This window comes from Massilia sp. Soil_C_3 (genome assembly GCF_057657035.1).
Genome location: NZ_JBDGJG010000003.1, coordinates 18,408 through 33,188, shown reverse-complemented (window position 1 = coordinate 33,188; position 14,781 = coordinate 18,408). Strand labels below are relative to the sequence as shown.

Here is a 14,781-nt window from a genome sequence, read left to right as displayed (position 1 = left end):
TCTGTCGCCCGAAGTTATATCTGGCCCGTTATTTCCGTGAACGCTGCTGTTGAAATAACAATATTCCCACTGAAGGAGAGATTATGTCTCGCAACACTCTGAACACACTGAAGGAATTCCCGATCGGCGCAGGCCAGAGCGGCCAGTTCCATTCGCTGCCGGCGCTGGCGGAAAACCTCGGTGTGAACCTGTCGCGCCTGCCGGTGTCGATCCGTATCGTCCTCGAGTCCGTGCTGCGTAACTGCGACGGCAAGAAGGTCACCGAAGAACACGTCAAGCAAGTCGCCAACTGGGGCGCGACCGCAGAGCGTACCGACGAGATCCCGTTCGTCGTGGCCCGCGTCGTGCTGCAAGACTTCACCGGCGTGCCGCTGCTGGCCGACCTGGCCGCGATGCGCAACGTCGCCGCCAAGATGGGCCTCGACGCCAAGAAGATCGAGCCGCTGGTGCCGGTCGACCTGGTGGTCGACCACTCGGTCACCATCGACCACTTCCGCGAGCCGGGCGCGCTCGACCTGAACATGAAGCTGGAATTCTCGCGCAACAACGAGCGCTACCAGTTCATGAAGTGGGGCATGCAAGCCTTCGACACCTTCGGTGTCGTCCCTCCGGGCTTCGGCATCGTCCACCAGGTCAACCTGGAATACCTGGCGCGCGGCGTCATGAAACAGGGCGACGTGTACTACCCTGACACCCTGGTCGGCACCGACTCGCACACCACCATGATCAACGGCGTCGGCGTCGTCGGCTGGGGCGTGGGCGGCATCGAAGCCGAAGCCGGCATGCTGGGCCAGCCGGTCTACTTCCTGACCCCGGACGTCATCGGTGTCAACCTGAAGGGCAAGCTGCGCGAAGGCTGCACCGCGACCGATCTGGTGCTGACCATCACCGAACTGCTGCGCAAAGAGAAAGTCGTCGGCAAGTTCGTCGAGTTCTTCGGCGAAGGCACCCGTTCGCTGTCGACCACCGACCGCGCCACCATCGGCAATATGGCCCCTGAATACGGCGCGACCATGGGCTTCTTCCCAGTGGACGAAGCGACCGTCGACTACTTCCGCGGCACGGGTCGCACCGAAGAAGAGCTGGCCGCTTTTGAGGGCTACTACAAGGCCCAGGGCATGTTCGGCATCCCGCAGGAAGGCGAGATCGACTTCACCCGCGTGGTCGAGCTCGACCTGTCGACCGTCACGCCTTCGCTGGCTGGCCCGAAGCGTCCGCAAGACCGTATCGAGCTGGGCAACGTCAAGAACAACTTCACCGAGCTGTTCAGTAAACCTACCACCCAGAACGGCTTCAACAAGAACCCGGACGACCTGCACAAGGTCTACGAGACCACCAACGGCGTGCGCGTGAAGAACGGCGACATCCTGATCGCCGCCATCACCTCGTGCACCAACACCTCGAACCCGAGCGTGCTGCTGGCCGCGGGCCTCCTGGCCAAGAAAGCCGTCGAGCGTGGCCTGACCGTCGCGCCGCACATCAAGTCGTCGCTGGCGCCTGGATCGCGCGTGGTCACCGAATACCTGACCGCCGCTGGCCTCTTGCCTTACCTGGACAAGCTGGGCTTCGGCGTGACCGCCTACGGCTGCACCACCTGCATCGGTAACGCCGGTGACCTGACCCCGGAACTGAACGCCACGATCACCCAGAACGACATCGTCGCGTCGGCCGTGCTGTCGGGCAACCGGAACTTCGAAGCACGTATCCACCCGAACATCCGCTCGAACTTCCTGGCGTCGCCACCGCTGGTCGTCGCTTACGCGATCGCCGGCAATATGACGAAAGACCTGATGACCGAGCCAGTCGGCAAGGACAGCAACGGCGTCGACGTCTACCTGGGCGACATCTGGCCAACCTCGCAAGAGATCGGCGAACTAATGCGCTTCGCGATGAATTCGGAAGTCTTCAAGAAGAACTATGCCGACGTCAAGGGCAACCCTGGCGCGCTGTGGGAACGCGTGTCGTCGACCGAAGGTCAAGTCTACAACTGGCCTGAATCGACCTATATCGCCGAACCACCGTTCTTCGCCGATTTCGAGATGACCCCGAAAGCGGTCGCCACCGGCATCACCGCAGCCCGTGCCCTGGGCGTGTTCGGCGACTCGATCACCACCGATCACATCTCCCCGGCCGGTTCGATCAAGGAAGACGGCCCTGCAGGCAAGTGGCTCAAGGAACATAACGTCCTGAAAGCGGACTTCAACTCCTACGGTTCGCGCCGCGGTAACCACGAAATCATGATGCGCGGTACCTTTGCCAACGTGCGTATCAAGAACCGCATGATCCCGGCCAAGGCTGACGGTTCGGCAGTCGAAGGCGGCATCACCCTGCACCAGCCGACCGGCGAACAGATGTCGATCTATGACGCTGCAATGAAGTACGTGGAAGCGGGCACCCCGACCATGATCTTCGGCGGCGAAGAATACGGCACCGGCTCGTCGCGCGACTGGGCTGCCAAGGGCACCCAGCTGCTGGGCGTGAAGGCGGTCATCGTGCGTTCGTTCGAGCGCATCCACCGTTCGAACCTGGTCGGCATGGGCGTGCTGCCGCTGCAATTCATCGGCAACGACAGCGTCGACACCCTGGGCATCACCGGCAAGGAAACCTACGACCTGAAGGGCCTGGAAGGCGAGATCAAGCCGCAACAACTGGCGACCCTGGTGATCCACCGCGAAAACGGCGAATCGCAAGAAGTCAAAGTGCTGCTGCGTATCGACACCCCGATCGAAGTCGACTACTACAAGCATGGCGGCATCCTGCCGTTCGTGCTGCGTCAGCTGCTGGCTGCTTAAATCTGGAAGGCCCGCTACGGCGGGCTATCGCTTCAAGCGAAAAGGGCTGGAATCCGGGAGGGTTCCAGCCCTTTGTATTTGTTCGCTCCTGCTGCAAATCGACACTTCAGAAGGGTGTCAAATCGACGAGATAAGCTTGGCGCCGCACGCAGTGAGGTCCTGATCATATGCGACCTGCTTTCCCTGATGCTTACGGGTGCTGTCACTTGCCTGAATCGGGAACTGGCCTTTGCATTTGGGGCAGTAAGTCGCGTCGCCTTCTACGGCAAGACGCTTGCCAAGTACAGTGAAGTCCGCTACTGCGGAAATTACTTCACCGCCATGCGTGGTCTTGTCGCCGAGTCGGATAACGCCTCGTCCGTTTTGATCTTTCATAGCGCACCTTCTCTATTTGATCATGCTGCGCCGCGGACCCGATCAATATCTTGGTTCGTAGCGACAGTATGGTTATCGGTACCCAAGAAGGCCCTTCGGTACCGCCAGTAACCGGGACTTTCCAGAAACGGTGAATTGAACCCTGCCAGCGAATCATGCACATATCCGTCGAATAAATTCGCAAACGACGGGGGCGTCGGCCCGGACTTTTGAGCACGCATCAATACGGAAGACGCTTCCGGCTCCAATGACCTGATTCTCGAAACCTCATATCTCTCTTGAGACTGAAACACAGTTTTAAAAGCGGCAAGCGTGAGCTTTGCAATGCTCCAGCCTTTACTGAAACGCAACATAATGTTGGCATCCGTGATTAGGCTTTTGTTGAAATTCACAAGAATTTCTTTGTCAGATTTACTTGCTTGCTTAACCTGATTGGTGGTGTGAAAACGGTCGCGCATCTGCCATCGCCAATTTAAATATGGTTGCAACCATTCGTATACTGGACGTGGATCTAGCATGGACTGAGAAATAAAATCATCAAATGCTTTGACAAGATCAGGGTGAGTGGCGAACGGATCATACTCACCCGGCACAGCCCTCGGCTTATTCAGTGGAACGCCGGCTGAGATCGCGCATTCGAGCATATGATTCAGCGGGATTTGGGATAGCTTCTGAGAATCGTCGCCGGCCGCAAGACCCAGCTCTCCCGGGCGATATCCTCCGCCGACATCGCTATGTGAGCCAGGATATGCATATTGCAGCCAACCATCTTGCAGTTTTCCTTCAATCCCAATGGCATCAAGAGGAAAATTCCTGCGAAGCTCATGCATTGCCACCATATGCACACAGTTCTCCACTGACGACGGGATACGTAAGGCTTCGGCGCTCGCCCATGCTCCGTGGCCTCCCGTCGATTTTGTAGCTAGTGCGATCGTGCCAGACCAAAATCCTGCCGATGCAACGATATCTATGATTCCAACAAAGCGGAAACGGAGTGGTATGCCAGCCAACCGACCGCCGACAAGCAATTCATCTAACCAACTGCAGAATACCCGTGCTTCCGCTGCCCCCTGGAGAACCCAAAAACATCAACGAAACATTCGACAATTCGTGGCTTTTTAGCTTTTAGTTTTTCCTCAAGAATCTTGGATTGTCTTATTAAGAATTGGCATCGTCTCCCCTCTCCGATTTCCGGCTCGAGCAATCCACTACTCTCACCCATCTTGGCCAAAACTGCAAGATCTCGCTTAAGTTTTACATAGGACCCATTTCGACATAATGCAAGGGCAGAATCTCCATCGAACATGTTGATCTCAAAGCATTGTCGGTGAAGAGAATCTAGAACCTCTAGAATCCCGAAGATTACCCGTCCCTCGCAACCAAATGCGCAACCGCTACCTAATGAACTTTCTTCAAACTCGCCAATCTCTGGAAATATCGTTCCAACACCAGGAATGTAAATTCGGTGATAACCAATTTCCCTTTTGCTACTGTATCGATCAAAAAGTCGAGCAATATTTGTATCCGAACGATGCGGGGAATCTCTATCCTTGTTATTGTTAGTACCATCAAAGAATATCCCGACATTAACTACAGTTTCGCATCTTTTTAGTTCATAATTAAGGGACGACTCCACCCGTTTAATTTTCTCTATCGGCGATTTCTTTGTGGGCAACACGGAAAAGCTAGAAAGGGTCATGATTTTTATCTCCAATCGCCGTATATTTTTCGATCGCGGTCAATTTCACGCCGCAACTCTGCTAGGTCCTCTTTATTGAAAATAGCATCGATAGGCTTCCCAGTCGTAGCAAATTCCTTGGCCCTGTAATCATCACCCTGTATTGGATGCAACTTTCCGCCAGAGGCATTTGGACTGACAACAAGCCGAACACGGCCGCCAGAGAAAAAATGCACGTACAAATCGCCAGGCTCTGCATATAACTCGATTGGCACTTCTGCCTGGTATATTCCATTGACCTCTTCAGTCTCTTCTAGAGTAGAGTCCGATGGCCTTACGATATGGTGTACTTTCCAACGAACGTCTGCCGTCAAATTCGACCTCGATTCACGCGGGAGATTTATGCAACACACCCTACTCCCGCCACCACCTTCTTCCCCAACGTTATCTCCAATACGTTTATTTATATAAAACCGGTTGATTAAATAATCTGCACCAAGGTGATGCACCCCAACAACAGAAGCGAGAACTTTCTCTTCCTCATAGGATTTACTCGAGGATACCACCCCGAATACGATCAACAGCATTACTAAGGTCAGTGAGCCGATGCAGCGCCACTTAATGGAATGTTTTCTTCGATTCATAAATATTTCCAAACGTATAAATCTAGAGACAGCTTTCTATCACTTAATTTATTTATTGGCTTGTAGTTACAATTCAATCGTATCGATAAATTTTCTCAATTTTTTTCGAAAATCGTCGAGACTATCTAAAGACATATAAACTGAGAGCTCTTTGTCATTGAAAATTTCACCTCGCGTGACCAACGCAGCTTCAGTCAAGCTTGTTAAAAATTGAGGATTCATCTTCTTTTCGGTGCGCCATATTTGACGGGCCGCACACGCCCACGCATACTGCTGCGCTGCGCTACCTGGGAGGTCTTCTCCGTGGTGCAGCATTTTCACTTTGGCGATGAGATGATCCACTTCACTAGCCTCGTCTAGTGATGCCAACTGTTCCCGATCCAAAAAAAACGGCGTTGGTACATGTTCATAAGGCTCAGGCGACGCCAGTTGAATAAGTGATCCTGACCGATCATGCGATAGCCACCCCGAGATCGCTGCATTCATGGTTGTCCATTGAGCCGCGGTAAGAACAGCCGAAAGCGACATAAGAACTGCACAGTCGGCAAATCTGAGCGTAAATTGCTTACCTTCGGCATCGACGATAAAAATAAATCTGCGCAGATGCCGGGCAATCTGTCCAATATCCAGCCCGGTCTCAATGATCGATACATGTAGCGCGGGCCTGCGCGCATTCACAAAGCTCATAAACTGGTCTACGGCGCCTGCTTCATAAGCAGCTTCCATATCAATTAGGAATGGGCTGACCTCGAGAGCCCGCTCCGCATATATTGGTTCCAACCACGGTGGACGACGTTCCGCACCTGCCCCGGTATAGCCTGATGAAGCTTCTTGCAATAGGCCGTTGTCGATCAGGAGATACACGAACAGTTCGCCGTTATCGCTGTTCATTCTGCCTCCACCAATGGGCTATGTGCACGCGCCGCCACAAGCATGCAGGGAATGCAAATATCGTGGTGCGGCAGCTCGTCAGGGAATTGAACCTCAGAGGACTTCTTGGCGAAGGTCTGATGATCGGCCGCATACATAAGACTATTGCCAGTCGTGTTGCCGACAATGCCTTCAGCACTGATCTTCAGCTCACTGCCGCCGCCATAGATCCGGACACCCTTCCTGGCTTTGATGTTGATCCAGTCGGTGTTACTGATCACTTCCATCACTTTCTTTGCAATCAGATTGATGGCGCCATCCTGCGCCTCCGTGTGGATATCGCCTCGCGCCGCAACATGCTTGATGCCACCGTCGTTCGTGAAAGCGCTGAGGCCCATGGCCGCACGCATTGACGTCCTGCCACCGGCAGCCAGATGCGTGTCCGCAGCCGTGATCAGGTCGATATTCTTTTCGGCGCCCAATGCCAGGCTTTCCGCGCTCGCCATGACAATCCCCGCCGGTCCGGTGACCGCGACGATAGATGCACTGCCAGCCTCACCCTCGCCCACATTGGTTCCGCGTTCCAGATGCCTGAGCTTGTCCACCAACTGACTAAGCAGTGGCCCGTTGCCTGTATCTTTGGCATGGGTTTCGGCGAGCTTTGCAAGCTGGTCCGCGATGTCGCGCAATCCGTCGGCAAGTCCAATCAGCTCGGCCCGATCCAACTGATTTCCTTCGGCCTTTGCACTGCTGGCGGCAGTGATCAGCACTCCCTTCCCGCCACGAATCGCCACCGCATGATCGCTGCGCAGCTCAGCGCCTTCGCCGCGGGGATGGCTCCGCTCGCCCCTCGGGTGCGTCAACCAACCCAGATTCAGTTGCGAAGCGCCGTCGTCGCTCGCCAACTGCGCGCTGATTTGTCCCGGCGTGTCATCGAACCGGATCTGGTTGGCGCGCAGACCGCCGATTTCCTGGCTGTGGATGCCCGACAAGAAACGCGTCGTCGGCAGCCTGGCGTTCTTGCTCAACGGTGGAGGCAAGGCCCGCCCATTGTAGAGCTGGGAAATGATGATGGGCTTGTCCGGGTCGCCGCCGACAAAGGCGACCAGCACCTCGGTTCCCACTCTCGGGAGCGCAGAATGCCACAGTGCGAATCGCCGCTGCCTGCCCAATTGCTTGCCACCCTTACCCAGGCCGAATCGGCGTCCGTGTCCGACGCGCCAGCGCCGCCCGCATGCTCATGGTCTCCAGGACGTGTTGCCGGAAACCGGATCTTGACACGGCCAAGCTCGTCACAATGGACGACTTCGTTCCGGGGCCCCACCACGAGGGCGATCTGAAGTCCCGGATCGCGCAGGTCGGTTCGCGGATCGAATGGGGGAATGATAGGAACGGCGCGCCGGACGGCTTCGAATCGCATCTGGAAAGGTGTGACATTCCAGTTGTCCGCAGCCCCGGCATTCCCTCTCGGCGCCTGCTCCCGTCCGTTACGCTCGAACAGCCGCTGTACCCTGGCCTCGAGGTGGCCCGGGAGATTGTTTCGGGCTCGGATGTCGAGTGCGGTAATAACGAAATCGCGCTCGGCGACAGGACGGGCGTCGATCTCGGCATGATTCTGGAGCGTGAAATATTCGCCGACACGAAAGTCGCGTACGGTTCCCTCTCCGACGAAGCGCTTCGCATCGAGCTCCTTGCGCTGCATGCGCAGCAATCCGAGGCGATACAGCTCGTCGCCATCCGCTGCGACATGCGGCGATTCGACTATATATTCCTGCATCCCAGCGGCCAGCTGGTTGCCGGACTGCCCTTGATCAGCTTTTCCAGGAACCTCGGTAGCCATTCCCGGGCCAGCGCCTGGATTCTTGTAGTCCCAGCTGAACAGGCTGGCGCCACCGGCCTGGAGCGTGCGAATGGCTCCCCAGCGAGTGACGGAATCACGCTGCTCGGTCGCGTCGTCACGGTGATAGCGAACGACACCAGCATCGTTCCGCGCAAGCCTGCAATGGGCGTCGAACAGCACAAGCGTGTGTATCGCCGTCGCGGCGCCATCCTGCCGGCCGGGCTGCATCGCTAGGCTACAACCGGGACGAAAGAACCATGCTATACCGCAACGGCCCAGGAGGCGGCGTACGAACGCTGCATCGGATTCGTTGAACTGGACGGTCTGGTCGCGCTCGGCGTAGTTTTCGAGCCGAAACCCATCGGCGAATTCGTAGTCGAACGCTCCTGCCATTGCACCATTTAGCCGCACCCATTCGTCCAGCAGGACGAGCACGATCCTGGGCCAGCTCATGCGCCTGAATACACGCGTATTCACACGTTGCTCCATGATCTCCATGGCATCGCAGATCGTGACGCGGTGACTGGCGATGGCACCGTCCGATTCGCCTGAACTCGCCTGTGCGACAATCCCACATACCTGCCGCAAATCCCCACGGTCATTTACGAACTCGAGGGTAGCCGGCAAGCCGATTAGCTCCTTCAGCGGCAGCCGGGAGGAGGTGGTGATGCAGTCGATGTGGTATCGAAAGCCACCGCACACGGTTTCATTACCGTCAACATACTGGGGAAGTAAAAGATTGCCGCTGGGTTTATCTTGCTGAAAGAGCGTGAGCCGGATCGGTCGGTGATCGGTACCGAGCTGAGTTGCAGGATGCAAAAGACTACCGAGTTCATGACCAAGGTCCATGCCATCCTCCAGCTATTTCCCATCGGAACAAGCATGAATTCTGGCACTACCGATCTGGGTGCCTTTGATACGCGACAGAGTTCCTCGATGACGGCATCGTGGATACCTGACGCCTTGGCAGCGAAGCAGCGACCTGCCTCCTCAAGCCGGCGTCACACCTCGGCCCACATCCTCAGCAGGTTGTGATAATGCGCCGTCAGCCCTACCGTTATCTCCGACTCCCCATGCTGGGCCCGCAGCTTCTGGATCTGGGTATCGAGATCGAACAGCATCCCGCGCTTGCCATCGTCGCGCACCATGCTCTGGGTCCAAAGAAAAGAAGCCACCCGCTCGCCGCTCGTGACCGGCCGCACCTGGTGCACGCTGCCCGACGAATACACGATCGCGTCGCCCGCCGCCAGCTTGACCTCATGGGTGCCGTAGAGGTCGACCACTTCCAGCTCGCCGCCCTCGTACTCATCGGGCTCGCTCAGGAACACCGTGGTCGAGACATCGGCCCGCACCGGCGCCCCACCGCCGCGCTGGGCACGGATCGCGCCATCGACGTGCAGCCCGTAATGCTCGCCGCCGCTATATGAATTGAAATATGGCGCCAGCACCCGCAGCGGCAGCGCACTGGAAAAGAACAGCGGATTCGCCATCAGGGCCGCGCTGACGATCTGGCCCAGCTCGACGGCCAGCGGCGTGCCCTCACCCAGCTGGCGGTTGCGCTTGACCTTCGCGCCTTGGGGGCCGACGCTCTCGCGGCCATCGAGCCATTCCGGCGCGCCGGCCAATCGGGCGCGGAGTTGGGCTACCTGATCCGGCGTCAGCACGCCGGGAATATGCAGCATCATGTCGTTCTTCTTGCTGTAGAACCAACAAAAAAATCCCTCCTGACAATGTCAGGAGGGCAGAATCCGGTTGCCCGGCGGGGGTGGTACTCCGTGAGAAACATCCGTCAGTGCTTTCCCGGTCACCGACGGCTACTGCAACAACAGCTGGAAACACAACTTGATGAACACTCCAATCGCTCTTCCCAAACATGTTTGAATGAGAATTATTCTCATTATGTACCGTGTTCACACATTGTGCAAGCGTTTGCGTGCGCGGCGGTCGTCTGGCTTTCGTCCTGCCTCCATGACACCCATTGTTCATGACCTGTAGCCGAATCAACTACAATACCGGGGATATGGGTTTATCATCACCCCTCGGACTTTCGAAACATTCACTGACAAGAGACCCACCAGCGCCATGCGTCGTCCTTCCAAAGATTCAACTCCAAAACTTTCCGCAGAAAGCCAGCGCCTCGTCAGCCTCTCGCAAGCCCTTATGCAAGCTGCCAGCCGTGCTGAAGAACGTGCGTGGGAACACCAGCTCGACACGTGCCTGCAAAAGCTACTCAAGACCAATCATCAGGATGGCATCGACGCTGCCCTGAACGCCCTGTTCAAGGACGACCTGGCCTCGTACGACGTGCTGATGGATACGGTCGAAGCGGTCAGCGAATCGGCCACCATGGTCGAGCAGGCCGATGGCGGCGACGTTACCTGGCAGGCCCTGCTGGTCGCGGCGCCGATCCTGGCCTGGACCCGCTTCTCGATCGCCACCGGCACCATCCCGAACGACCTGCTGTCGACCCTGGGCGCCCACTTCTCGGCCCACCTGCTGGCCGACGGCACCAAGATGGCAATTGCTCCCACCCTGTATTCGCTCGACCAGCTGCCGCGCACCCACGCCGAAACCGCGGCGCTGACGCAAAAGCTCGCGGCCGCCGCCCACAAGGGCGGCACCATCAAGCCGGCCCAGCACCTGGACGAGACCGCGCCCTTCCTGGCCGATACCCGCTACCTCTTGATTGCGATCGTCGCCCGGGCCGGCGAGCCGCTGTTCCGCTGGCAAGAGCCGCAGCACCATCTGCGTTTCGCCGACGAGCGCAACCGCAGTCTCGAGCAGTGGCGCAGCCAGGCCACCGCGAATATCGCGCGCCTGCTGCCGGGATGCGGCATCGAGCTGCTGCTGCCGGAAGCCTATTACGTGGCCTGCCGCGAAGCCGACAAACTGATCCGCCCGATCTCGATCCGCGCCGCCGTGCACTACCTGACCAATACGCTGGGCGTCGAAGCGTCCGACCTGCGCGCCGTGATCGCGGGCTTTGGCGAAGAGTCGCCGGACATCCAGATCGACGAGTACCGCGTCTCGTTCACCATGCGCCAGAGCGCCGACGTGGTGTATGGCATCGTCTGGCCGCTGTATGGCCAGGAAGACGAGGAAGGCACGCCGATGGAAGGTCCGCTGGCGGTCAGCGCCACGCCGCTGTCCCCGATCAACGAGATCGCGGCCCACCTCAACGACGCCGGCGTGGCCCACATCAAGCGCATCAACGAGCGTTACGTGGCCGAGTACTGTGACGACTGTGGTGCGCCGCTGTTCGCCGATCCGACCGGCGAGCTGGTGCATGCAGAAATGCCGGAAGACGCACCGGTGGGGACTGAGCACTTCCACTAAGCCCGTCAGTCAAATCCCCGTCGTTCCCGCGAAGGCGGGAACCTAAGCCCGTAGCGGACCAGCACATTTTTTCTGGCTAGATCTGGCGCACTTAGGTTCCCGCCTCCGCGGGAACGACGGTTTTGGGGCTGCGTTAAACGACGGTTCTGGGGCTGCGTCATTCAGATAATGCGGCACTACGCACCCGGCCCCTCCGGCGTGATGAACTGCCGCGCCAACCCCTGCTCCTCGAAACGCGCGACCACAAAGTCGATGAACACCCGCGTCTTGACCGGCAACAACCTGCGGCTCGCGTAATACAGGCAGAGCGCCCGCCCCTCCACGAACCAGCCCGGCAAGACGTCGACCAGCGCCCCGCTGCGCAGGAATGCTTGCGCGTGCGGCAGCGGCAGCACCGCCATGCCGATGCCGGCCAGCGCCGCCTGCGCCATCGCCTCGGGATCGTCGCACACCAGCGCCGTGCGCAGGTCGACCGGCGCCTGCCGCCCGTCGTCATGGCGCAGGGTCCAGGAGAGCAGCCGGCCACTGCCCACGGCGCGGCGGGCGATGCCGTCGTGCCTTGCCAGGTCGTCCGGATCGAGCGGCCGGCCGCGCCGCTCGAGATAGGCCGGGCTGGCCACGACGATGCTGCGCACGGTCGTCAGTTCGCGCGCCACCATCCCCTCGTTCAGCTCGACGCCACCGCCGATCGCCACGTCGAAGCCTTCCTTGACCAGGTCAACCTGGCGGTTCTCGAAATGCAGGTCAGGGACGATGGCCGGATAGCGCTTGAGAAAATCTTCCAGCATCGGCACGAAATACGTCCGCCCTACCAGCGGCGCCATGCCGATCTTCAGGGTGCCGCCCGGCTGGCCGGCGCCCTGGCGCGTGGCCAGGGTTGCCTCCTCGATCCGGCGCCAAGGCTCGGCCACTTCGTGCAGATAGCGTTCGCCCTCGGCCGTGAGCCGCAGCTGGCGCGTGGTGCGCTGGAACAGGCGCACGCCCAGATGTTGCTCGAGGCGGGCGACGTTCTTGCTGACCGCGGCCGGGCTCAGGCCCAGCCGGCGCGCTGCCGGCGAAAAGCCGCGCTCCTCGGCGCTGTAGATGAACGAGACGAGATGGCTGATCGATTCCGGCATGGCGGTGTCTAGATGGTAGCGATCCCGGGATTTTATACCTGGAGTTGAAAGTCATACGACGTCAAGCCGGCTAGTTTCAACTCCTGGTCGGCAGCATACTGCCGACTCGTCCAATCATTCACAGGGAGTCATCATGAACAAGGCATTCGAAGGCAAGGTCGCCGTCGTCACCGGCGGTTCGCGCGGCATTGGCGCCGCCATCGCGAAAAGGCTCGCCAGCCAGGGCGCGCACGTGGCGCTCACCTACCAGCAATCGGCCGGCGCCGCCGACACGCTGGTGGCGGAGATCCACGCATCAGGCGGTAGTGCGGAGGCGATCCGCAGCGATGCCGCCGATCCGGCGGCGATCGACGCCGCCATCGCCCGTGTCGCACAGAATCATGGCCGCATCGACATCCTGGTCAACAATGCCGGCGTCGCCGTGTTCGGGCCGATCGACGACTTCACCCTGGAAGATTTCGACAAGACGGTCAACGTCAATGTGCGCGCCGTCTTCGCCGGCGTGAAGGCGGCGCTGCCGCATATGAAGGAAGGCGGACGCATCGTCAATATCAGCAGCACCAATGCGCTGCGCATGCCGATGGTGGGCGGATCGGTGTATGCGATGAGCAAGTCGGCCTTGAGCGGGCTGACGCAGGGACTGGCGCGCGAGCTGGGGCCGCGCGGCATCACGATCAATAATGTGCTGCCCGGCCCGGTCGACACCGATATGAACCCGGAAATGACCGAGTTCGGCGCCGGCCTGCACGGCTATATGGCGATCAAGCGCCACGGCCGCCCCGAAGAGATCGCGGCCATGGTCGCCTACCTGGCCGGGCCGGAAGCCGCTTACGTCACCGGCGCCGACCTGCTGATCGACGGCGGCTTTGCGGCCTGAGCGCTGTTATGCCATCGGATCGATGGTGAAGGCCGGCATGCGCTCGCCGCTCTTCGCGCTGTCGAGGAATTTGTCGGCGGTGAGCAGCGCTTCATGGATGGTGACGTCCATGTCCAGGTAGCGGTAGGTGCCCAGGCGGCCGACGAAGGTCACGTTCTCTTCGTTCTTCGCTTTGTTGACGTACAGCTCCAACTGAGCCTTCTCGCGCGTCTGCCGGATCGGGTAGTACGGGACGTCCTTTTCTTCGCACTGGCGGCTGTACTCGGCGTAGCAGATGGTCTTCTCGTGCTTTTCCCACGGCGAGAAGTGCTTGTGCTCGGTAATGCGGGTGTATTTCTTGTCGTCGTCGCAGTAATTGATGACGGCATTGCCCTGGAAGTCGCCGTCGGCGCGGAAGGTTTCGAAGTCCAGCGTGCGGTAAGGCAGGCGGCCCTCCTCGTGCTTGAACCAGGCATCGATCGGGCCGCTGTAGAACACGTGGGCGTAGTTGCCCTTGTCCGCTGGATCGAAGGCCGTGCTCAGGTGCACGGTCACGCCCGGCACGTCGATGATGTTCTGGACCAGCGCCGTGTAGCCGTCGGCCGGCATGCCCTGGTATTTGTGGTTGAAGTAATTGTCGTCGTAATTGAAGCGCACCGGCAGGCGCTTGAGGATGCTGGCCGGCAGCTCGCTTGGGTGCAGGCCCCACTGCTTGATCGTATAGGTCTTGAAGAAGGCCTCGTACAGCTCGCGGCCGACGAAGCGCAGCGCCTGCTCTTCAAAGGTGGTCGGGTTCTCGATCGACTTGTCGCCCAGGCTCTGCAGGAATTCCTGCGCCTCGGCCGGACCCATGGTCTTGTTGAAGAACTGGTTGATGGTCAACAGGTTGATCGGCAGGGTGAACACCTTGCCGCCGGTGATGGCCTTGACGCGATTGACGTAAGGCTTGAACTCGGCATAACGGTTGACGAATTCCCAGGCGCGCTCGTTATCGGTGTGGAAGATGTGCGGGCCATAGACGTGAACCATGACGCCGGTCTCGGCATCGCGTTCCGAGTAGCAGTTGCCGGCGATATGGGGACGCGATTCGAACACGTCGACGGTATAGCCGGCCTGCGCCAGCTGGTTTGCGATCACGGCCCCGGAGAATCCTGCGCCGACGATGGCGATATTCTTGCTCATTCTTGTGTGTCCTGGTGGTGTTTGGCAATGCCGGAGCGTATGCCTGACCTTGACCCGACCTGGGATTACATCAAGAATAAATTGTCGGGT

13 protein-coding genes are annotated in these 14,781 nt (G+C 58.9%); 3 read left to right on the top strand and 10 right to left on the bottom strand.

Annotated elements, in window-relative coordinates:
• Window positions 1-83: 83 nt before the first annotated feature.
• Window positions 84-2,792, top strand: a complete 2,709-nt coding sequence (gene acnA / locus AC3A6F_RS05805; RefSeq protein WP_487679023.1) for an aconitate hydratase AcnA — start codon at window positions 84-86, stop codon at window positions 2,790-2,792.
• A gap of 117 nt (window positions 2,793-2,909) precedes the next feature.
• Here the strand turns inward: acnA and AC3A6F_RS05800 are convergent, their stop codons facing one another.
• The 8 genes from AC3A6F_RS05800 to AC3A6F_RS05765 all read right to left on the bottom strand — a co-directional run bounded on the left by AC3A6F_RS05800 (window position 2,910) and on the right by AC3A6F_RS05765 (window position 9,884).
• Window positions 2,910-3,167, bottom strand: coding sequence for a PAAR domain-containing protein (locus tag AC3A6F_RS05800; RefSeq protein ID WP_487679022.1), 258 nt, complete (start codon window positions 3,165-3,167; stop codon window positions 2,910-2,912).
• A 20-nt stretch (window positions 3,168-3,187) separates the two neighbouring features.
• Window positions 3,188-4,177, bottom strand: a complete 990-nt coding sequence (locus AC3A6F_RS05795) for a phospholipase effector Tle1 domain-containing protein (RefSeq protein ID WP_487679021.1) — start codon at window positions 4,175-4,177, stop codon at window positions 3,188-3,190.
• A gap of 23 nt (window positions 4,178-4,200) precedes the next feature.
• Window positions 4,201-4,866: a hypothetical protein gene (locus AC3A6F_RS05790; RefSeq protein WP_487679019.1), complete on the bottom strand. Its 666-nt coding sequence runs from the start codon at window positions 4,864-4,866 to the stop codon at window positions 4,201-4,203.
• Window positions 4,867-4,871: 5 nt separating this feature from the next.
• Window positions 4,872-5,489 (bottom strand): DUF3304 domain-containing protein, encoded by a 618-nt coding sequence (locus tag AC3A6F_RS05785; RefSeq protein WP_487679018.1) that lies wholly within the window; start codon window positions 5,487-5,489, stop codon window positions 4,872-4,874.
• A 66-nt stretch (window positions 5,490-5,555) separates the two neighbouring features.
• Window positions 5,556-6,380 (bottom strand): DUF4123 domain-containing protein, encoded by an 825-nt coding sequence (locus AC3A6F_RS05780; RefSeq protein WP_487679017.1) that lies wholly within the window; start codon window positions 6,378-6,380, stop codon window positions 5,556-5,558.
• On the bottom strand, window positions 6,377-7,471 hold the full coding sequence (locus tag AC3A6F_RS05775; protein WP_487679016.1) for a DUF2345 domain-containing protein: 1,095 nt from the start codon (window positions 7,469-7,471) through the stop codon (window positions 6,377-6,379). The genes AC3A6F_RS05780 and AC3A6F_RS05775 overlap by 4 nt, the downstream gene beginning before the upstream one ends.
• The gene (locus AC3A6F_RS05770) at window positions 7,384-9,048 is read right to left on the bottom strand and encodes a type VI secretion system Vgr family protein (RefSeq protein ID WP_487679015.1); all 1,665 of its coding nucleotides are present in this window, start codon (window positions 9,046-9,048) and stop codon (window positions 7,384-7,386) included. The genes AC3A6F_RS05775 and AC3A6F_RS05770 overlap by 88 nt, the downstream gene beginning before the upstream one ends.
• Before the next feature lie 152 nt (window positions 9,049-9,200).
• Entirely contained in the window at window positions 9,201-9,884 is a 684-nt protein-coding gene (locus AC3A6F_RS05765; protein WP_487679014.1) for a Fe2+-dependent dioxygenase, read from the bottom strand.
• A 397-nt stretch (window positions 9,885-10,281) separates the two neighbouring features.
• Here AC3A6F_RS05765 and AC3A6F_RS05760 point away from each other — a divergent pair, with 397 nt between their 5' ends.
• A complete protein-coding gene (locus AC3A6F_RS05760) occupies window positions 10,282-11,535 on the top strand; it encodes a DUF2863 family protein (RefSeq protein WP_487679013.1) in 1,254 nt (417 codons plus the stop codon).
• Between the two features lie 176 nt (window positions 11,536-11,711).
• Here the strand turns inward: AC3A6F_RS05760 and AC3A6F_RS05755 are convergent, their stop codons facing one another.
• The gene (locus AC3A6F_RS05755) at window positions 11,712-12,653 is read right to left on the bottom strand and encodes a LysR family transcriptional regulator (RefSeq protein WP_487679012.1); all 942 of its coding nucleotides are present in this window, start codon (window positions 12,651-12,653) and stop codon (window positions 11,712-11,714) included.
• 133 nt (window positions 12,654-12,786) lie between these two features.
• Between AC3A6F_RS05755 and AC3A6F_RS05750 the strand changes: the two genes are divergently transcribed.
• Window positions 12,787-13,530 (top strand): SDR family oxidoreductase, encoded by a 744-nt coding sequence (locus tag AC3A6F_RS05750; RefSeq protein ID WP_487679011.1) that lies wholly within the window; start codon window positions 12,787-12,789, stop codon window positions 13,528-13,530.
• Between the two features lie 6 nt (window positions 13,531-13,536).
• Here the strand turns inward: AC3A6F_RS05750 and glf are convergent, their stop codons facing one another.
• On the bottom strand, window positions 13,537-14,691 hold the full coding sequence (glf, locus tag AC3A6F_RS05745) for a UDP-galactopyranose mutase (RefSeq protein WP_487679010.1): 1,155 nt from the start codon (window positions 14,689-14,691) through the stop codon (window positions 13,537-13,539).
• Window positions 14,692-14,781 lie beyond the last annotated feature (90 nt).